The organism is Arthrobacter sp. MDT2-3, assembly GCF_059090465.1.
On record NZ_JBNHFS010000002.1, the window covers coordinates 280,147 to 298,328 of the forward strand.

General features: G+C 66.0%; 16 protein-coding genes. 6 read left to right on the top strand and 10 right to left on the bottom strand.

Going from position 1 to position 18,182, the window contains the following annotated elements; genetic code table 11:
* Positions 1-72 precede the first annotated feature (72 nt).
* The 6 genes from AC5RUQ_RS06910 to mtrA form a co-directional block, all read right to left on the bottom strand.
* Entirely contained in the window at positions 73-1,287 is a 1,215-nt protein-coding gene (locus tag AC5RUQ_RS06910) for a winged helix-turn-helix domain-containing protein (protein WP_493946624.1), read from the bottom strand.
* Between the two features lie 32 nt (positions 1,288-1,319).
* Entirely contained in the window at positions 1,320-2,045 is a 726-nt protein-coding gene (hpf, locus tag AC5RUQ_RS06915) for a ribosome hibernation-promoting factor, HPF/YfiA family (protein WP_493946625.1), read from the bottom strand.
* A gap of 144 nt (positions 2,046-2,189) precedes the next feature.
* A complete protein-coding gene (locus tag AC5RUQ_RS06920; RefSeq protein WP_493946626.1) occupies positions 2,190-3,113 on the bottom strand; it encodes a ComF family protein in 924 nt (307 codons plus the stop codon).
* Positions 3,114-3,193: 80 nt separating this feature from the next.
* On the bottom strand, positions 3,194-4,912 hold the full coding sequence (locus AC5RUQ_RS06925; protein ID WP_493946627.1) for an LpqB family beta-propeller domain-containing protein: 1,719 nt from the start codon (positions 4,910-4,912) through the stop codon (positions 3,194-3,196).
* The gene (gene mtrB, locus AC5RUQ_RS06930; protein WP_493947179.1) at positions 4,909-6,660 is read right to left on the bottom strand and encodes an MtrAB system histidine kinase MtrB; all 1,752 of its coding nucleotides are present in this window, start codon (positions 6,658-6,660) and stop codon (positions 4,909-4,911) included. Before mtrB ends, AC5RUQ_RS06925 begins: the two co-directional genes overlap by 4 nt.
* 136 nt (positions 6,661-6,796) lie before the next feature.
* Entirely contained in the window at positions 6,797-7,471 is a 675-nt protein-coding gene (gene mtrA, locus AC5RUQ_RS06935) for an MtrAB system response regulator MtrA (RefSeq protein ID WP_163162297.1), read from the bottom strand.
* Between the two features lie 181 nt (positions 7,472-7,652).
* Between mtrA and AC5RUQ_RS06940 the strand changes: the two genes are divergently transcribed.
* Genes AC5RUQ_RS06940 through AC5RUQ_RS06965 form a run of 6 tightly spaced genes read left to right on the top strand, consistent with a single transcriptional unit; the run spans position 7,653 to position 13,864 of the window.
* Positions 7,653-8,975 (top strand): DUF7847 domain-containing protein, encoded by a 1,323-nt coding sequence (locus tag AC5RUQ_RS06940; protein WP_493946628.1) that lies wholly within the window; start codon positions 7,653-7,655, stop codon positions 8,973-8,975.
* Positions 8,965-9,630: a DUF4129 domain-containing protein gene (locus AC5RUQ_RS06945; protein WP_493946629.1), complete on the top strand. Its 666-nt coding sequence runs from the start codon at positions 8,965-8,967 to the stop codon at positions 9,628-9,630. Before AC5RUQ_RS06940 ends, AC5RUQ_RS06945 begins: the two co-directional genes overlap by 11 nt.
* The gene (locus tag AC5RUQ_RS06950) at positions 9,627-10,826 is read left to right on the top strand and encodes a DUF4350 domain-containing protein (protein WP_493946630.1); all 1,200 of its coding nucleotides are present in this window, start codon (positions 9,627-9,629) and stop codon (positions 10,824-10,826) included. The genes AC5RUQ_RS06945 and AC5RUQ_RS06950 overlap by 4 nt, the downstream gene beginning before the upstream one ends.
* The gene (locus AC5RUQ_RS06955; protein ID WP_493946631.1) at positions 10,823-11,815 is read left to right on the top strand and encodes an AAA family ATPase; all 993 of its coding nucleotides are present in this window, start codon (positions 10,823-10,825) and stop codon (positions 11,813-11,815) included. Before AC5RUQ_RS06950 ends, AC5RUQ_RS06955 begins: the two co-directional genes overlap by 4 nt.
* Positions 11,815-13,107: a DUF58 domain-containing protein gene (locus AC5RUQ_RS06960; protein ID WP_493946632.1), complete on the top strand. Its 1,293-nt coding sequence runs from the start codon at positions 11,815-11,817 to the stop codon at positions 13,105-13,107. Before AC5RUQ_RS06955 ends, AC5RUQ_RS06960 begins: the two co-directional genes overlap by 1 nt.
* 43 nt (positions 13,108-13,150) lie before the next feature.
* The gene (locus AC5RUQ_RS06965) at positions 13,151-13,864 is read left to right on the top strand and encodes a DUF4166 domain-containing protein (RefSeq protein ID WP_493946633.1); all 714 of its coding nucleotides are present in this window, start codon (positions 13,151-13,153) and stop codon (positions 13,862-13,864) included.
* 5 nt (positions 13,865-13,869) lie between these two features.
* On the opposite strand, the gene AC5RUQ_RS06970 is transcribed toward AC5RUQ_RS06965, so the two are convergent.
* The 4 genes from AC5RUQ_RS06970 to AC5RUQ_RS06985 all read right to left on the bottom strand — a co-directional run bounded on the left by AC5RUQ_RS06970 (position 13,870) and on the right by AC5RUQ_RS06985 (position 18,182).
* Positions 13,870-14,943: a uroporphyrinogen decarboxylase/cobalamine-independent methonine synthase family protein gene (locus AC5RUQ_RS06970; RefSeq protein ID WP_493946634.1), complete on the bottom strand. Its 1,074-nt coding sequence runs from the start codon at positions 14,941-14,943 to the stop codon at positions 13,870-13,872.
* Complete coding sequence (locus tag AC5RUQ_RS06975; RefSeq protein WP_256248486.1) at positions 14,940-15,347, bottom strand: chorismate mutase; 408 nt, start codon at positions 15,345-15,347, stop codon at positions 14,940-14,942. Before AC5RUQ_RS06975 ends, AC5RUQ_RS06970 begins: the two co-directional genes overlap by 4 nt.
* Positions 15,348-15,444: 97 nt before the next feature.
* Positions 15,445-17,172: an ABC transporter ATP-binding protein gene (locus AC5RUQ_RS06980; RefSeq protein ID WP_493946635.1), complete on the bottom strand. Its 1,728-nt coding sequence runs from the start codon at positions 17,170-17,172 to the stop codon at positions 15,445-15,447.
* Positions 17,169-18,182: an ABC transporter permease gene (locus tag AC5RUQ_RS06985; RefSeq protein ID WP_493946636.1), complete on the bottom strand. Its 1,014-nt coding sequence runs from the start codon at positions 18,180-18,182 to the stop codon at positions 17,169-17,171. Before AC5RUQ_RS06985 ends, AC5RUQ_RS06980 begins: the two co-directional genes overlap by 4 nt.

Here is an 18,182-nt window from a genome sequence, read left to right on the forward strand (position 1 = left end):
GATTCTGGCGTTTTTAGTCTACGGGAGAGACACCGCCCCGGGGCCCGTTTGTTCCCTCAGAGCGGATACGGGCTACAAGCCGGCAACGGCCTTCGCGAGCGCCCCGGACAGGTCGCCGCGGCAACTCACCTCCACGTCGGGAAGTCCCAGCCAGTCCGCCATCAAGCGGAGCTCGGCTGCGAGTTCGACGGCGGTGTCCCCCGGGGCGCCGGGCTCGGCGAACGCGGACCTGGCCAGGAGTTTCCCGCCTAAGCGGTCAGCTTTGAGGTCCACCCGCGCGACAATCCGGTCCCTTAAAAGGAAGGGAAGCACGTAATACCCATAACGCCTTTTGTGCTCCGGAGTGTAGATCTCGATCCGGTAGTGGAAGCCGAACAGTTCTTCCAGCCGGCGGCGTTCAAAAACCAAGGAATCAAAGGGACTCAGCAGGGCCCGGGCGGCGGCTTTGCGTGGAAGCGTGGCCTCCACGTGCCGGAACACGTCGCGGTTCCAGCCCGCCACCGTCACCCGCTCCAGCCTCCCGCAATCCACCAAATGCTCCACGGAGGCCGCCGCGGCCTTGAGCGGGGTGCGGAAGTAGTCAGCAAAGCACCGCACGGTTCCGATGCCGTGGGCCTGGGCCGCGGCATCGATAAGGCGGTACAGCGCAGGCGTGCGATCGAGTTCCCGCTGCCCTGGAAGGGGAACGCCCGGCAGCACCCTGGAGGTCAGGGTGTACTTGCGCTCAAACTGCTCAGTCCTGGAAGCCGCCGAAACCAGGCCCTCCTCAAACAGGTGTTCCAGTACCCGCTTGACCGCACTCCAGTTCCAACCCCAATTGACTGCCTGCTTTTCCTCGACGTGGCCGATCCTCGCCGCGATCTCGGCAGCGGTCATCGGGCGTGCGGACGCGAGCGTTTCGAGGATCCTGGCAGAGATGGTAGCCCGCACACCGGGGTCCATGCCGGCGGCGCCCACCCATGCCCTTTTCTGCCAGAGGCGGAGGTCGGCAAAATGCTCCGGGCGGATATAGCTGGCCTCATGAGCCCAGTACTCCACCATCCGCCGCGGATGGGTGCCGGACATCCGCTGGAGGATGCTGCGGTCGTAGTTTCCCAGCCGGGAGAAAAAGGGGAGGAAGTGGCTCCGGGCGAGAACATTGACGGAATCTATCTGGACGAGCTGGAGCCGGGCAAAGGTGCGGCCCACCGTCCGTGATGTCACGGGGCCGGTGGGCCGTCCTTTGTCGAGTCCCTGTGCTGCCAGAGCGATCCGCCGGGCCTGGTCCAGGCTCAGCGTCGCTGGCACATCAGTCCTCCCTGTGGATGGTGTTCACCACCCTAGGCCTTTGCTGCTGCATCGTCCGAACGGTACGCAATGATTTTTTCTTCGACCACGGTGTCACCAGGTTCGCATTCGTGGTCCAGGGTGATAACCCCATAGGTCCAGCCGCGGCGCCGGTACACGACGGACGGCGTATTCGTCGCCTTGTCCACGAAAAGGTAGAAGTCATGCCCGACGAGTTCCATGTTGTCCACGGCATCATCGAGGGAAAGCGAGGCGGCCGGGAAGACCTTGCGCCGGATTAGGACCGGGGAATCGCCGGCAGGGATGTCGTTGTCAACATCATAGGGAGACTTCTCTGTGGGAGCCTCCGCCGTTTCGTTCCGGTGGCTCGCCTCGACGTAGATCGGTTCGTGGGCGCTGGCGGGCTCCAGCGTGGCGGTTGCTTCGCGGACAGCCTTGGGTGTGTGCCGTCCATGATGGACCTTCTTGCGGTCCTTGGCGCGGCGGAGACGCTCAAGCAACTTGTTGTACGCGAGGTCGAATGCCGCGAACTTGTCAGCGGCGCTTGCTTCGGCACGGATCACCGGTCCCCTGCCCAGAACTGTCACCTCAACGGTCAGCTGGTCGCCGGTCTGCCGGGAACTGGTCTCCTTGGAAACCTTCGCATCAACACGCTGGACTTTGTCCCCCAGCGACTCGATCTTTGAGATCTTCTCCCCGGCATATTCGCGGAACCGGTCTGAAACTGTCAGATTTCGTCCGCTGATCATAAACTCCATGGTGCCCTCCAAATGACTTCGGTGACACGACGGCAGCACTTCCCTGGGCCGATCTGTTTGACAGTCAAGCCCCTCTCCGAGCCGCCATCGACAGGTACATTCTGTTCTTGGTACCCACCACCGACGTTAGTTCATAGCCATCCTTTATTCATCCTTTCCTGGTTTATTTTTTTCTAAGACATGCTCCCTTCCGCGGCCTTCCGGGGATGCGGCGCCGGGGCCTGAAGAGTCGGGCGGGCGTGTCGCAGCCAGCACGATTGCGCCCGTCACCAACGCACCGGACACGTGCAGTGCCCGGGCTGCTTCAGCAAGTGTCGCGCCTGTAGTGAGGACGTCGTCGACAATGATGCAGCGCTGTCCGGCTACTTGGTTCCGGCCACGTTGGCGGACCTGCATGGAACCCCGGACCCGCTTTGCGCGGCCGCCACGGTCGAGGCCTTTTTGCCCGCCCGGCAGCTGCAGGCCGCCCGACCCGGTCTTTCCCAGCACATCCTGCACCGCAAGCCCGGGCACCTGGCGTGACACCTCCTCCAGGAGCAGGTGGACGGGACTGAAACCGCGTTTAAGGAAGGCCGCATTGCTGCTCGGCACCGGGACCAGACAGCTCACTTCCGTTCCGGGTGATGCGGAACGGACAGCCCCGGCGAGCGCCCGCCCGAGGCTGCTTTTGAGCTGATACTGGCCGTGGCGTTTGAAGGACAACAGTGCCTGGGCGAGCTCCTCCCGGTAAACACCGGCAGCCACGACGGGCAGAAGAACCCTGCCGCCAACATCCATCAGGGCAGGTGCTCCGCTCTCGGCACGGAATGGGTCGCACGTCAGCCGCCGGATACGGCGGTCGCACTGACCGCAGAGGGCCCGGTCTTCGGCGCCGCAGCAGACGCAGTCCACCGGAACAGCAAGCGCAAGGAGGTCTGCCGCAGCCCCCGCTGCCTGGTCCAGCAGGCGCAGGAGTGCACTCTGATATTCGGAGCGGTGGCTGGCGGACCGTTCGGGTGCCGGTGCAAGGTCCGGGTCCAGCCGAACCCTCCTCCCCGCCCCGGCCTCAGTAGTGCATTTGTTGCTCACCACATAAGGATCTGCCCGCACGTACTCCGAGGAAACGACGCTCCCCGCCTATGTGGACAACGCCGGGCGGGGCAACAGCATCAGCCAGGGAACGACGGCTCGATGGGTCCCTTGATCTGGGGGGACCAGCCATTTCCGAGCCGCTGGAAGACGCCTTCCGCGGACTGCGCATAGATTTCCTCAGCCCCGTTCCCGGCGCTGAGTGCCACCAGTCCGGGCCACGGGGCCAGTTGTTGTGGCTGCCCCGAGGTGAGGGACAGCAACTCCGGCGTGACGTTCGACGCCGCGGCGCCCTTCATCACGGCAACGGTGGAGTCACTGACCCAGACGCCCTGGTCCGGTTCGCTGTTTGTGGCCAGGGAAACCGGCGGCGTCAGCTCCCGCGGTGTTCCGTCCGTGCCGCGGATAATGCCGGTCACCTGCACGCGGGTCTTCCCGTTTTGTTCGGAAATCACCAGCGCCCGGACTCCTTCCCGCGAGATCCGGAAGTCCTTGACGGTGCGTCCCGCCAGCCAGGCGGGCGCCAGGGTTACCGACGGTACGTTGGCTCCCTCGGCCACGCCCGTGGGGCGGTATGCAACAACTTCGGTTCCCCCCGAAGCTCCCGGCCCTGCCGACCACACCCATTCATTCAGGCCGAAGGACGGCCGGGTCAGGGTGCTCCGTGTAGTCAATGCCCTCGCCGGCTGGCCGGGATTGATGCTGTACAGGGTGGTGCGGCTGTCGTTGAGGAAGGCCGCGGTCTGTGACACCGGGGATTCTGCGGGAAACCGCGGGTTGAGGGAAGACACCGGCTGCATATCCGGCAGTGGTGACACCCTGTTGTTCTCGTAGCGCACCAGATCATTGCCGCTGACAGCAATCTGGCGTGAGGGCACGCTTTTGTCCAGCACCGGCGGGAGGACCGAGCCGTTGTCCTCGACGCGGACCAGGTCCTGGTTTGCGCGCAGCTCGACATTGACCACATCCGGCTGGCTGCGGAAGGTCAGGGTCAGCTGCATCTGCATCCGCAGGCGGTCTTCGGGTGAGGTTTCAGTGAGTTCCTTGGCTGTCAGGTCCACCTGTGCAGCGCCTGAGACAACAGGCACCGATTCCCGGGCCAGCTTGATGCCCGAGGGGAAGGCGCTCACCACGGCGCCACGCAGATACGGGGCAGGCCCGGCCAGCAGCGCACTGGTCATCGCCTTGACGGTCTTGTTCTTGATGAACCAGCGGACATCAGGCACCGCGTACGTGAAGCTGGGGTCATAGAAGTAGATGGGGTATGCGCCGTAGATGACCTTGAAGGTTTCTTCGGCAATGGCTGTGCCATCCGGAAGGGCGGAAATCCGCCATTCCCCGTCCACCTGGGTAACCGTCACCGGGATCTTCTCAACGGTGCCCTCTGGGGACTGGGTGGCTATTCCGTCGGCGTCGACCGTGTAGGCGACGTCGAGCTCATAGTTGTAGACATTCTCCGCCTCGCCCGGCACAACCCGTGCTTCACGGTACACAAGGGCGCGCTGGTCCGGCTTCCAGGAGACGGATGACGCCTGGGTCAGATATTGGCGTGCGACCGCGTAGTCGTCCTCATAGCCGCTGCCTGCCCGGTAGAAGTAGTCGATGATCGTTTCGGGCGTAGCGCCGTCCTGCGGCGCAGCCGGCAGGAACACGGGTGCGCTGAGGTTGCCGGCGCTTCCCTCACTGCTTTTGCCTACCGGTCCGGACGTGGGGATGCGGGCGCAGCCGGCCAGCAGGACGGCCAGCAGGACCAGCAGTAAAGCCACGGGTTTTGCCCGGCCTGAGGTGTCGCCCGTCATGTGGTCTCCTTCGGCGTGGACGCCGGAACAAGCGGCGCTCCGCCGGCTTCCAGCACGAGCATGTTTTTGTTGTCCGCCTCGTCGGGGAGCGTGATGTCACTGGGTTCCAGCTGAACCGGCGACTTGTCGATGTCTTCGCCCTGGCGAAGAGGCAGTGTCAGCCGGAAGTTTGCCCCGTGGCCCTTCTTCCCCCACGCCTGGAGCCAGCCGTTGTGGAGTTTGGTGTCCTCCATCGCTATGGACAGGCCAAGGCCACTGCCCCCGGTGGTACGGGCGCGGGCAGGGTCTGCCCGCCAGAACCTGTCAAAGACGCGGGCGGCTTCCGCCGGTGCCATGCCAATGCCGTGGTCCCGGACTGCTATTCCGACGGCGGTCCGGCTGGCTGCCACGGTGACCCTTACCGGCTTTCCTTCGCCGTGCTCCACGGCGTTGAGGATGAGGTTCCGAAGGATCCTGTCAATCCTGCGGGCATCCATTTCCACGATGATGGCGCCGCCGGGGGCGCTGAGGATGATTTCGGAGCCGTACTCGGCTGCTACCGGCGCCGCCCCTTCAATAACGTGGGCCACCACCTGAAGGATGTCCTCCGGCTCGGCGTCCAGCATGGCCACGCCGGCATCGAAGCGGGAGATCTCCAGCAGGTCCGAAAGAAGGGACTGGAAACGCTCCACTTGGTTGTACAGGAGCTCGGCGGAGCGTTTGTTGATGGGATCGAATTCTTCCCGCGCGTCGTACAGCACTTCCGCTGCCATTCGGACGGTGGTCAATGGAGTCCGCAGTTCGTGGGAAACATCGGATACAAAGCGCTGCTGCATCTGGGACAGCGTGGCCAGCTGCGTGATCTGCTCCTGGAGGCTTGCTGCCATATGGTTGAAGGAGGCGCCAAGGCGGGCAACCTCGTCCTCGCCCCGGACCACCATCCGTTCCTGCAACTGGCCGGCCGCCAGCTTTTCGGACACCATGGCGGCGTGGCTGACCGGGCTGACGACGTTGCGCGTGACGTACCAGGCGATGGCGCCGATCATCAGGACCAGCACGGCGCCGCCTGCCCACAGCACGCTTTGGATCTCGTCGAGGGTCTGCTGCGCGGTGTTCAGATCGTAAATAAGGTACAGCTCGTAGACGGTGCCATTGAAAGTCACCTTGTTGCCCACGGCAATGCCGGGACGGTCCTCAGTGCCGACCGGGATCACGGTGGACGCCCAGTACTGGTCCTTTCCCGACTCCTGCACGGCCTTACGCAGCTCAGGCGGGATCACACTGACTGTTAGCTGGTCCGATGCCCGTGACTCCACCCACCGGTTGCGGGGTTTGGTCTGTTCGGGCATGGCCTCGAAGACATACCGCCGCTGGATGACGGAACCCCGGCCCTCCACCGCGTTGAGGGTGTCGTATACCAGGGTGATCACGCTGGACTGATCGGTGACCTGGGCGCCGTCGAAGGTGTCCTGGACCTGCTTGACGTTGTAGCGGGTTTCCGACTCGGCCTGGGTCAGCCGCTCCTGGAACAGGTTGTTGGCGATCTGGTTGGACAGGTATGCACCAACCACTGCAAACGAGGTGATCGCGAGCATCAGGGTGGTGAGGACGGTGCGGAACTGCAGCGACCGGCGCCATCGCCGGTGCAGGGCCCGCCCTATATAGCGGACCGCCGGAAGGAACCGCCGGATCCCTGTTAGAACCAGCCGGGCAACGCGCAGGCAGACGATCAGGGTGCGCCGCCGCCAGATCCTGGCGCGGAAGGACAGCTTCTGGAAGCCGGCAGTTACGGCGTCGGTGTGCTCCGGCGCCTTGTGAGGCTCAGGCCGGTCAGGCCCGCCGTGGGATTCCGGAGAATTTCCCGCAGCGGGCGCGTTGGCAGGTCCCCCCGTGGGAACTGCGGGGTCAGGCCCCTGCTTTGTAGCCGACACCACGCACCGTTAATACAACTTCCGGGGCTTCCGGATCCTGCTCGATTTTTGACCGGAGGCGCTGGACATGGACATTGACCAGCCGCGTGTCGGCGGCGTGGCGGTAGCCCCAGACCTGCTCGAGCAGCAGTTCGCGGGTAAACACCTGCCACGGCTTGCGGGCAAGGGCCACCAGGAGGTCGAACTCCAGCGGCGTGAGGGAGATCCGCTCATTGCCCCTACTGACCGTGTGGCCGGCTACGTCGATGGTGATGTCCGCGATCTTCAGGGTTTCCGGGGCCTTCTGGTCACCGGGCCGGAGCCGGGCGCGGACACGGGCCACGAGTTCGGCCGGCTTGAACGGCTTGGGCACGTAGTCATCGGCACCGGACTCCAGGCCGCGGACGACGTCGGAGGTGTCTGCCTTGGCGGTGAGCATCACGATGGGCACGTCAGACTCCGCGCGGATCTGCCGGCAGACCTCAATGCCGTCCACGCCGGGAAGCATAAGGTCCAAAAGGACAAGGTCCGGCCGGGATGAGCGGAAAACGTCAAGCGCCTTGGCGCCGTCGGCGCAGAAGACCGGCTCGAAGCCGTCATTGCGAAGAACAATTCCGATCATTTCGGCCAGCGCTTCGTCATCGTCTACCACCAGAATGCGTGCCTTCATAGTTATATATTCCCTTATCAGGCAGGCTTTGTCCTGTTCAGGGCGCTGCGGCATGGCGGAACGCTAGGTGGCCCGCCTGCGGAACTATAGGCTGGGACGAAGCCGGACGTTCCCGGTGCCCACCGTGTGCTGCAGCCCGGGCGCCGACAGCCGGGGCACAGCTACGGGGGAAGGAACAAGGGTGTCACAAGAAGATCCGGGCGCGCAACAGCCCCAGGGCTGGGACCGGTCCGCTAAAGGCGGCGGCGCCGGTAGCCAAGGCCCCGGCGCTGACAGCCAACCGCCCACTTACGGCCAGGCCGGTTGGGGTGCGGTACCCGCGTGGAACAAACAGCCTGAATGGGGCGGCCAGCCTGTTTGGGGCCCCGGGCCAGGGCAGCAGCAGTGGGGCGCACCGCAGTCCCCGTACCAGTACCCGGGCTATGGCCAGCAACCCTATGGCCAGCCCCGTTACGTGGCCCCGCCCAAACCCGGCATCGTTCCGCTGCGCCCCCTGATGTTCGGTGAGATCCTGGACGGCTCCTTCCAGACGATCCGGCGCAACGCAAAGGCCATGCTGGGCGCCGCCGTCCTCGCGCAATCGCTCGCAGCCATCCTCGCCGCAGTGATCACGGCCGTGACAGCCACCTCCCTGGTCTCCGTCGAAACCTGGGCGGAGAACGCCAGTCCTGCCGACCTTGCCTCCCTCGGCCTGGGATTTCTGGCCGCCATCCTGCTGGTAGTAGTCCTGACGCTTTTTATCTCGGCCGTGCTCCAGGGCGCTATGGTGGTGCCCGTGGCGCGGTCCATCCTCAACCGCCCCACCGGCTTCCGGCAAATGTGGGGCCTGGCACGTTCGCGGGCCTGGGCGCTGGTCCGCATGGCCGCGCTGATGATGGTTGCGGGCTTGCTCGGGTTTCTGGTCATTGCAGCGGTCGCCGTGGGGCTGGTCGCCGGCCTGGAAGGCATGGGAGCCCTGCTGCTCATTCCCCTGGTGCCGGCTTTTATTGCCGTGTTCGTATGGATCTACATCAAGCTGATGGTGGCCCCTGCCGCCGTCGTCATTGAAGAACTTGGCGCCCTTGATGGCCTGCGCCGCTCCTGGGCACTCACCCGCGCCAACTGGTGGCGGATCTTCGGAATCACCTTGGTGGTGGGCATCTTGGTGGGCATCATCGGGCAGGTGGTGATGATCCCGGTGAGCCTGCTGCCCACCTTCCTGGGCGGTTTCATCTCGCCCCACGGCGGCACCGAGCAGGACGTCGCCATCGCCGTGGGAGTCGGTGTGGCCACTGCCGTCCTGGGCGCACTGATCGGCGCAGTCGGCTATGCCTTCCAAACGTCTGTGATGGCGTTGATCTATATGGATCTTCGAATGCGGAAGGACGGGCTGGACATCGCGCTGCTCCGCCTGCTGGAAACCGGCGCCGATCCGGAAGGAATCCCCGGACGCGGGATGACTGCATCGGGGCCGGGCCCTCTCCCCGGGACGGGCCCCGGCGGAGACTGGCCGAATGTCCGCTGAACCTCCGGTGCTCCCGGGGGCCGAGGAAGCCCGGCGGTGGGCAACTGAGGAACTCGCCAAATCCGAGTACCGGGACGCCGAGCCGGGTTGGCTGGAATCGTTGTGGCGAAGTTTCCTGGACTGGCTGCTGTCCCTGGACGGGCCCGCCGGCGAACCGGGACCGGTGCCGAGCCCGGTGATCGGAATCGTCATCGCGGTAATCATCGCCGTCGCCGTGATCCTGGCCCGGCCCCGCCTGAACCCGAAGACGCGGCAGCGTAAGGAAGTCTTCGAGCCGGATACTGAACTGACAGCTTCCGACTACCGGCTGCGCGCGGAAGCCTCGGCCGCAGCAGGCAACTGGGGGGACGCCGTCGTCGACCGGTTCCGCGCGCTGGTCCGTTCCGCGGAAGACCGTACGGTCCTCGATCCGCAGCCGGGCCGGACCGCTGATGAAGTGGTCCTCGCCCTGTCCGTCCCGTTCCCGGCTGAAGCGGCACGCCTCCACCAGGCAGCCAGGACTTTCGACGCAGTGCGCTACGGAAGCTGGACGGCGGGCAACTCTGACTACCAGGCGATAGCCGGCCTGGACCAACATCTCGAGGCAACCAAGCCTGCCAAGAATTTGGACCAGCAAAAGGGCGCCCTGCAGCAGGATCCGGCGGCGCTGCCATGACCGGGATGGTTTCCGAGGCTACGGTCAGGGAGAACCACAGCGCCGAAACCGGGGGTGCCGGCAGGAGTCCGCTTCGGTGGCTACGCAGGCACCGCGCCCTTGCTGCAGTGGCAGCAGTCGTGGCCGTGGCCTTGGGACTGGTCATCTGGGGACAACTCGCCCCCAAGGGCGACGGTGTTTCCTTGTCCGTCCATAACCCCGGACCAGAGGGGGCACGGGCTGTCACCCAAATATTAGGCCGCCACGGGGTTGACGTCCGGGACGCCGACACGTTCGAAGACGCAATGGCCGCCCTTGCCGACGGCGACTCCCCCACGCTCCTGCTGTACGACCGGGACGGGTTCCTGGATGACTCCCGGCTGCGCGAATTGTCCGGCGCCGCGAATCGCGTGGTAGTTGTATCGCCCCGGCTGCAGACGCTCGCCGCGCTGGACAGCGGCATCAGCCAGGCCGGTGTGGTGCCTGAGGCATCAACAGTCCTGGAGCCCGGCTGCGCGCTCGCCGATGCGGAAGCCGCCGGTGCCGTCTCCGGCGAGTCCGGCTTCGTGTACGACGGCGGGACGTCCTGCTACCGGCCCACGGGCTCCGCCGCCGGGCTGCTGACCGTAAGCGGCGACGGGCACGTTTCAGTCCTGGGCAGCACGGCTATCCTCAGTAACGAACGGCTCGACGAACTGGGCAACGCCGCCCTCGCGATCCGGACCCTGGGCGGTTCAGCGGACCTGGTCTGGTACTTGCCGTCCGTGGAGGACCTGGAGACATCCGGTTCCCCGCAAACGCTGGACGAGCTCGCACCGGACTGGGCCCGTTTCCTTGGCCTCTGGCTCGCCCTGGTGGCCCTGGCGGCAATCCTCTGGCGGGGCCGGCGCCACGGACCCCTGGTTTTCGAGCCGCTGCCCGTGGTGGTCAAGGCTGTGGAGACGGCAGAGGGAAGGGCCCGGCTCTACCACGACTCGCATGCGATCGACCAGGCACGGGACAACCTTCGGGCCGGTACGCTGGTGCGGCTGGCCCGGAAGCTGCGGCTGGGGCCAGGTACCACCGCGGACGACACTGCGGAAGCGACGGCACGGTTCCTGGACCGGCCCTCCCAGGACATCAAACAACTGCTTAACGAACGTCCCCGCAGCGAGCCGCGGCTTGTTGCCTGGGCGCAGGAACTGGACACCCTAGAGAAAGAGGTCAGTAGCCGATGAGCGAACAAGGCAGCGGCCCCCGGGTCCTTGACAATACCCATGATTCCGCCCGTCAGGCGCTGCTGGACGTGCGCCATGAGGTGGCAAAGGCGGTGGTGGGGCAGGATGCAACCGTCACCGGCCTGCTGATTGCCCTGCTGTCACAGGGGCATGTGCTGCTGGAAGGCGTGCCGGGTGTGGCCAAGACCCTGTTGGTGCGGGCGTTGTCCGCGGCCCTGAGCCTTGACACCAAACGGGTGCAGTTCACCCCGGACCTGATGCCGGGTGACGTCACCGGTTCCCTGGTGTACGACTCCCACAGCTCCGAGTTCTCGTTTCGGGAGGGCCCGGTGTTCACAAACCTCCTGCTCGCCGACGAAATTAACCGGACCCCGCCCAAGACCCAGGCGTCGCTGCTCGAGGCCATGGAGGAGCGGCAGGTCTCAGTGGACGGCGTATCGCGGCCGCTGCCCTCGCCATTCCTTGTAGCCGCCACCCAGAACCCGGTGGAGTACGAGGGCACCTATCCCCTCCCCGAGGCACAGCTGGACCGTTTCCTGCTGAAGCTCACCATGCCCTTGCCGGAGCGCCGGGACGAGATGGAAGTCATCCGGCGCCACGCCGCCGGTTTCGATCCGCGGGACCTTGCAGCGGCCGGCGTCCGGCCGGTGGCAGGTGCGGCGGACCTTGAGCGGGCCCGGCAGGCGGTGGCCACCGTTGCGGTCGAGCCCGAAATTATCGGCTACATTGTGGACCTTGCCCGGGCCACGCGGTCGGCACCATCCTTCCAGTTGGGCGTCTCGCCCCGCGGTGCCACGGCGTTGCTGAACACCTCAAGGTCCTGGGCCTGGCTGTCGGGACGGGGTTTCGTCACACCCGATGACGTCAAAGCGCTGGCCCTGCCCTGCCTGCGGCACCGGGTGACGCTTCAGCCTGAAGCGCAGATGGACGGGGTGCGGGTGGACGATGTCCTGGCCAGCATCCTCGCTGCCGTACCCGTTCCACGCTGATGGCCATTTCCGGGCGTTTTGTGGTGCTGGTGCTGCTGGGCCTGGTGCCGGTCCTGCTGTTGCCCGGATGGGGAACGGTCTGCCTCGTGGCCGGCTGCCTGCTTGCCCTGGCAGCCGTGGATCTGGCCCTCGCCGGTTCGCTCCGCCACGTCCGGGTGGTGCGCCGGGAGCCCGGCAACGTGACCCTGCACGGGACCGCGGACTCTGTGCTTACTGTCCGGAACGATGGACGGCGCCGGTTGCGCGGAACCCTGCGTGATGCCTGGCAACCCTCGGCAGGGGCCCAAAATCCGGTTCAGGACATCAACGTTCCGGCAGGCGAAGGCCGGCGGAGCAGTGTGCGGCTGCAGCCTGCCAGACGCGGAGACCTCAAGGCCCCCCACGTCACCGTCCGCTCCTACGGACCATTGCTGCTGGCAGCCCGGCAGCGGACCATCGACTGCCCCGGCGTACTGCGGGTCCTGCCTCCTTTTAATTCCCGGCGGCACCTGCCGTCCAAACTGCGCAAGCTTCGCGAGCTCGACGGCAAGGCCGCCGTCCAGATCAGGGGTGCCGGCACGGAGTTTGATTCCTTGCGTGACTACGTCCGCGGCGACGACGTCCGGTCCATCGACTGGCGGGCAACGGCCCGCCGGTCTTCCGTTGTGGTTCGCACCTGGCGGCCGGAACGCGACCGGCGCGTTGTGATGGTCTTGGACACTTCCAGGACCTCGGCAGCAAGGATCGACGACGAGCCCCGCTTGGATACCGGCATGGAAGCGGCCCTCCTGCTGGGAGTCCTTGCCGAAAGGGGCGGCGACCGGGTGGATTTCCTGGCCTTTGACCGCCGGACCCGGGCGAGGACGGGATCTGCCGGGCAGGGCAATCTCCTGGGCCAGCTGGTCCAGGCGATGGCCCCGCTGGAAGCCGAACTCATCGAACTGGACTGGTCGGCAATCCCGGGGCAGGTACGGGCTGTGTCCGCCCACCGGTCCCTGGTGGTGCTGCTGACCTCCCTGGAAGGCGGCGCGCCGGAGGAGGGCCTCATTCCCACTACGGTGCAACTGGCCCGCCAGCACGTGGTGGTGGTGGCGGCCGTCCGGGACCCCCAGCTCGGAATGATGCTGCGGGAACGTGACAGTGCCGCCGGTGTCTTCCGCGCTGCCGCCGCCGAACGCGCGCTTTTGCAGCGCGCAGCAGTCACCGCCGAGCTCCGGAATCATGGCGTGGAAGTGGTGGATGCCGAGCCGCAGGAACTCCCGCCACAGCTGGCGGATATGTACATCAGGCTCAAGGCTGCAGGTAGATTGTGAAGTCCCTATCGCTGTCCGTGCCCCGCTCACGAGGAGGTCCCCCATGAACTTACCGATCTACCAGCAGGCCCTGGGTTCGGACTTCAGCCGGCTGCAGCCCGAACTGCAGGAGTACTTTGCCCTGGTGCCGGGCAGCGGCCAGTACGGCGTGGGCGAGGGCACGTTCGACGTCGTAGGCTGCCGCCAGGACTGGCTGCGTCCGCTGCTGCGGCTGACCGGCGGGGAGGAAGCGTTTTTTCCCGAGTACGGGGAGAACATTCCGTTCCGGATCGAAAACCACGCGCACCAGGATCCCTTTGGCCGTTCCAGCCTCACGGCGCGGCGGGAAATCCGCTTCCCGGGGCGTACCCGGATTTTCCAGGACACCACCAGCGTGGCCCGCCACAACGGGGCACCCCGGCTGGTGGACTACGTGGGGAGGTACCGGCGGCTGGTGACGGACCTGAACCTGAGCGTGACAGCGCAGGGGCGGCTCCGCGGCGTTTCCGAAGCCTCAAGGCTTTTCCTTGGCCCCCTCCGCATCCCCCTCCCCGCCGCCCTGGACGCCAAAGCCTACGCCGAACAGTGGTGGGACCCGGCCGAAGGCGGCAACGGGAAGCACCACATCCAGGTCAAGGTGATCCAGCCCCAGATCGGCCTGGTGCTGGTGTATGCCGGCAGCTTTGACTACAGGCTGCGTGCATACACTGGCGGGAGCGCCGCCCAGAGCTTCCTGCCGCGGTACGCGCAGCCGGACCGCTGGGAAAACCGGGTCTGACGCTCCTAGCCCTGCGCCAGCTGGTTCAGCCCATCGGCGAGCTGCGTGATCCGGCCCAGGACCGCCGTAGCCTCAGCCGGGCTGCGGCCGGCAAGTCCTGCAGAGGGCGTGACGCGTACCGTGCTGAGGGCCGTTGCCGGCAGGCCGAGCTGCCGCCACGGGCGCCATACCGCCTCGACGCAGTCAGCCACCCGGGGCAGTGAGTTCGCCGCTAAGTCCAGCGCCCCGATCCACAGGCGTTTATCCGCTTCCACGGCTCCGGCCAGCTGCTCCCATTGCCGGGCAGTCAGCGCCTTCAGTGGAACAGCAATGCCGTCGGCTCCGGCCGCGAGGACCTGTTCGAAAGGCGCTTCAATTTCAGGAACGGCAATAACGATCTCGGCGGCGCCGGCGGCCCGCAAAGCGTCCAAAACAACACGCCAGGACTCCCGCGCTTCGGAGGCCGCAACAGCACGCAACGTGCGGTAGCCGCTGGACGTGGGAATGCTGCCGGCCAGGACGGCTGCGATGTCAGGCTCATCCACCTGGACCACCAGCCGGGCACCCGGAACTGCTGCCGAGACCCTGGAAAGATAAGCGCCGACGCCAGCAGCCAGGGAAGCTGCGAGGTCCCGCCGGGCGCCGTAGTCCATGAGGGCGCGCTCGCCGTTGTGCAGGTGGAGGCCGGCCGCAAGGCTTAGCGGACCCACCAGCTGGACCTTGACCTCCGCAGCCGGTTTCTCCTCGGCACCGGCCACATCGGCCAGGACGTTGATGTCAGTGGCAAGGGCCGAGGCAGCGCGGCGGAAGTCCTTGCCGGGACGGTCCACGAGCCGCCAACCATAAGGCTGGACGTCCACGGCCAACTCCTCGAGAAGGCAAGCGGTGCGGCCCAGGGCATCTGACCCCACGCCCCGGTCCGGCAGTTCGGCGAGGAATGGCAGATGGGGGCTGCCCAGCTCGCCCCGGATGATTTTTGCCGCCTCCACCGGGTCCTCGCCGGGCCAGGGCCCAAGTCCGGTAGCCGTTACCTCCCGCGGCGGCGCCTCGTTCCCGCGCGTTGCGCCGGACCCGGCTTCGTGCCGTTCTCCGGTCCTCACGCGAGTGCTGATGCCTGCGGGTGCTGCCCCGAGGCGGCCTCATGGTCTTCGGCGATCGCCTCGTGATGCCGGATGACCTCGCCGATGATGAAATTCAGGAACTTCTCTGCAAAGGCAGGATCCAGGTGGGCGTCTTCGGCCAGCCTGCGCAGCCGGGCAATTTGGGCGGCCTCACGCCCCGGATCGCCTGCGGGCAGCCGATGCGTGGCCTTGAGGAACCCGACTTTCTGGGTTGCCTTGAAGCGCTCAGCCAGGAGATAGACCAGGGTGGCGTCGATATTGTCGATGCTGGAGCGGATGGACAGCAGCTCAGCCATCACCGAGTTGTCCACCTGGCCGGCCAATGAACTGGCGGAGGGGTCGTAGTCATCGGAGTCAGGAGCGTGGAGGTTGTGCTGCGTCATGGTTCAAGTCTATGGGAGGGCTCCTGTTTCAACCGGGTGTTAAGCGCCGGTGCCGGTATCCGGCACCGGCGCTTAGTGCAGGCTCAGGGTCAGCGCATCAGGTGCCGAGCAGCGCCCGGTGTTCTTCCCGCCGCCTCGCCTGTTCCTGCGGATCCGGTACGGGAAGGGATGCGATGAGCCGCCGCGTGTAGTCATGCTGCGGGTTTCCCATCACCTGGCTTCCGATCCCCTGCTCCACCAGCCTGCCCTTGTACAGGACGCCCACCCAAGAGGACAGGATGTCCACAACGGCGAGGTCGTGGCTGATGAAGAGGCAGGCGAAGCCGAACTCCTCCTGGATGTCCTTGAACAACTCCAGGACCTTGGCCTGCACTGAAACGTCCAGGGCCGACGTCGGCTCGTCAGCTATCAGCAGCCGCGGGTTGAGGCTGAGGGCCCGCGCCAGGGATGCCCGCTGGCGCTGCCCTCCGGACAGCTCGTGCGGGTACCGTCCTGCGTACGACGCCGGCAGCTGGACTGATTCGAGCAGCTCGCCGACGCGTTTGCGCGCCTGCGCCGGGCTTGGCTTCGTGTGGATGACCATGGGTTCGGCGATGCAGTCCCCGATGCTCAGCTGCGGGTTGAAGGAAGCAGCAGGGTCCTGGAACACAAAGCCGATGTCCTTCCGGAGCGGTTTGAAGGTTCGCTCCCGAAGGTTCAGCATCTCGTAGCCCAGCACGCGGAGGCTGCCTCCGGTGGTCCTGTTCAGGCCCGCGATGGCCCGCCCGATGGTGGTTTTGCCGGAACCGGACTCCCCCACCAGTCCGAACACTTCGCCCCGGGAAAGGGTGAAGCTGACCCGGTCCACGGCCTTGAACGCCGGTGTTCCGAGCCTGCCCGGGTACTCGATGGTCAGGTTGTTGGCTTCGACCAGGACTTCCTCTTCCTGGTGCGCCCGGGCGGTCAGTCCTTGTGACGCGGAGTTATGCCCGAGGTGCGGTACCGCGGCGAGCAGCTTTCGGGTGTAGTCCTGCCGCGGTTCCGCAAAGAGGGTGCTGGCGGGCGCCTCCTCGACGACGTCCCCCTGGTACATCACCACCACGCGGTCGGCGAGGTCCGCTACCACACCCATGTTGTGCGTGATGAGCACAATGGACGTGCCGTACTTGTCCCGCAGGTCCCGGAGCAGTTCCAGGATCTCTGCCTGGACCGTGACGTCCAGCGCGGTGGTGGGCTCGTCGGCAACAATCAGGCCGGGATTCAGTGCCAGGGCCGCGGCGATCACCACCCGCTGCTTCTGTCCTCCGGAGAACTGGTGCGGATAATAGTTGACGCGGTGTTCCGGATCCGGGATGCCCACCTTGCGCAGCGCTTCAACGGCCCGGGACTTGGCTTCCCTGGCCGAAACCCGCTTTCCGCCGCTGCCCGCGTGGGCCCGGATACCTTCGGCGATCTGCCAGCCCACGGTGAACACCGGGTTCAGCGCCGTGGAGGGTTCCTGGAAAACCATTGCCACGTCACGGCCGCGGATCTGGCGGAGGCGGGCGGCGCTGACACTGATCACGTCGGCTCCGTTGATCACCACTGCCCCTGAACTCCTGGCCGTTTCCGGGAGCAGGCCCAGGATGGCCTTGGCGGTGACTGTCTTGCCGGACCCGGATTCCCCCACGATGGCGAGGACTTCGCCTTTCCGCACCTCCAGGCTGACGTCCTTGACTGCATGGACGGGACCGCCGTCGGTAGCGAAAGTGACCTGGAGGTGGTCGATGTCGAGAACCGGGAGGCCGCCGTCGGACTGGCCTTCGCCTGCATGCCGTCCGGACAGTGGATCAATGTTGATCGTCATAATGTCCTGCCTTCGATTGCCATGGCGGCGTTGTCCACCGGCGCCGGGGAGCTGCCGCCTGTGCTCTTGCGTCCGCGCAGGCGCGGATCGTTGAGGTCGTTGATGCTCTCGCCCACCAGGGTCAGGCCCACCACGGTGAGCACGATGGCCAGGCCCGGGAACATGCCGGTCCACCAGATCCCGGAGGTAGTGTCGGCAAGCGCCTTATTGAGGTCGAAGCCCCATTCCGCGGCCGAGCTGGGTTCGATGCCAAAACCAAGGAACCCCAGTCCGGCAAGGGTGAGGATGGCTTCGGAGGCGTTGAGGGTGAAGATCAGCGGCAGGGTACGGGTTGCGTTGCGGTAGATGTGGCGGCTCATGATGCGGATGTTGGAGGCGCCCACCACCTTGGCGGACTCTACGAACGGCTCAGCCTTCAACCTCACGGTCTCAGCCCTGATGACCCGGAAATACTGCGGAATGAATACCAGCGTGATGGCAGTGCCGGCGGCGAAGATGCCGCCGACGAGGCTGGACTGGCCCCCGCTGATAACGATGGCCATCACGATGGCCACCAGCAGCGACGGAAAGGCGTAGACGGCGTCGGCGATAACCACCAGGATGCGGTCGAGCCACCCGCCCAGGTAGCCGCTGACCAAGCCAAGGACGACGCCGACGACGATGGACATGGCCACGGCGACGACAATCACCAGGATGGCGGTCTGCGCACCCCAGATCACCCGCGACAGGACGTCGTAGCCTCCTACGGTTGTACCCAAAAGGTGCTTGCCGCCCGGGGCCTGCTGGGTGGGGAAGTTGCCATCGGCGTCGGACAGCTGGGAGAAGCCGTAGGGCGCCAGCAGCGGGGCGAAGAGCGCCGTCAGGACAAAAGCTCCGGTCAGGATCAGGCCTGCCACCAGCATGCCGCGCTGGAGGCCCACGCTTTTGCTGAAGTGCGAGACGACCGGCAGGCGCCGGTACCAGGGCGCCCGGGGGCTTTCCATGGGGATGGGAACGGTTGGAATGCTCAT

What these genes read in the sequence shown, in the direction of transcription:
- hpf (WP_493946625.1), bottom strand. Translation starts at nt 2,045, where the DNA reads ATGGAGTTTATGATCAGCGGACGAAATCTGACAGTTTCAGACCGGTTC.
- AC5RUQ_RS06925 (WP_493946627.1), bottom strand. Translation starts at nt 4,912, where the DNA reads ATGACGGGCGACACCTCAGGCCGGGCAAAACCCGTGGCTTTACTGCTG.
- mtrA (WP_163162297.1), bottom strand. Translation starts at nt 7,471, where the DNA reads ATGAAGGCACGCATTCTGGTGGTAGACGATGACGAAGCGCTGGCCGAA.
- AC5RUQ_RS06945 (WP_493946629.1), top strand. Translation starts at nt 8,965, where the DNA reads ATGTCCGCTGAACCTCCGGTGCTCCCGGGGGCCGAGGAAGCCCGGCGG.
- AC5RUQ_RS06950 (WP_493946630.1), top strand. Translation starts at nt 9,627, where the DNA reads ATGACCGGGATGGTTTCCGAGGCTACGGTCAGGGAGAACCACAGCGCC.
- AC5RUQ_RS06955 (WP_493946631.1), top strand. Translation starts at nt 10,823, where the DNA reads ATGAGCGAACAAGGCAGCGGCCCCCGGGTCCTTGACAATACCCATGAT.
- AC5RUQ_RS06960 (WP_493946632.1), top strand. Translation starts at nt 11,815, where the DNA reads ATGGCCATTTCCGGGCGTTTTGTGGTGCTGGTGCTGCTGGGCCTGGTG.
- AC5RUQ_RS06965 (WP_493946633.1), top strand. Translation starts at nt 13,151, where the DNA reads ATGAACTTACCGATCTACCAGCAGGCCCTGGGTTCGGACTTCAGCCGG.
- AC5RUQ_RS06975 (WP_256248486.1), bottom strand. Translation starts at nt 15,347, where the DNA reads ATGACGCAGCACAACCTCCACGCTCCTGACTCCGATGACTACGACCCC.
- AC5RUQ_RS06980 (WP_493946635.1), bottom strand. Translation starts at nt 17,172, where the DNA reads ATGACGATCAACATTGATCCACTGTCCGGACGGCATGCAGGCGAAGGC.
- AC5RUQ_RS06985 (WP_493946636.1), bottom strand. Translation starts at nt 18,182, where the DNA reads ATGAGCATTCCAACCGTTCCCATCCCCATGGAAAGCCCCCGGGCGCCC.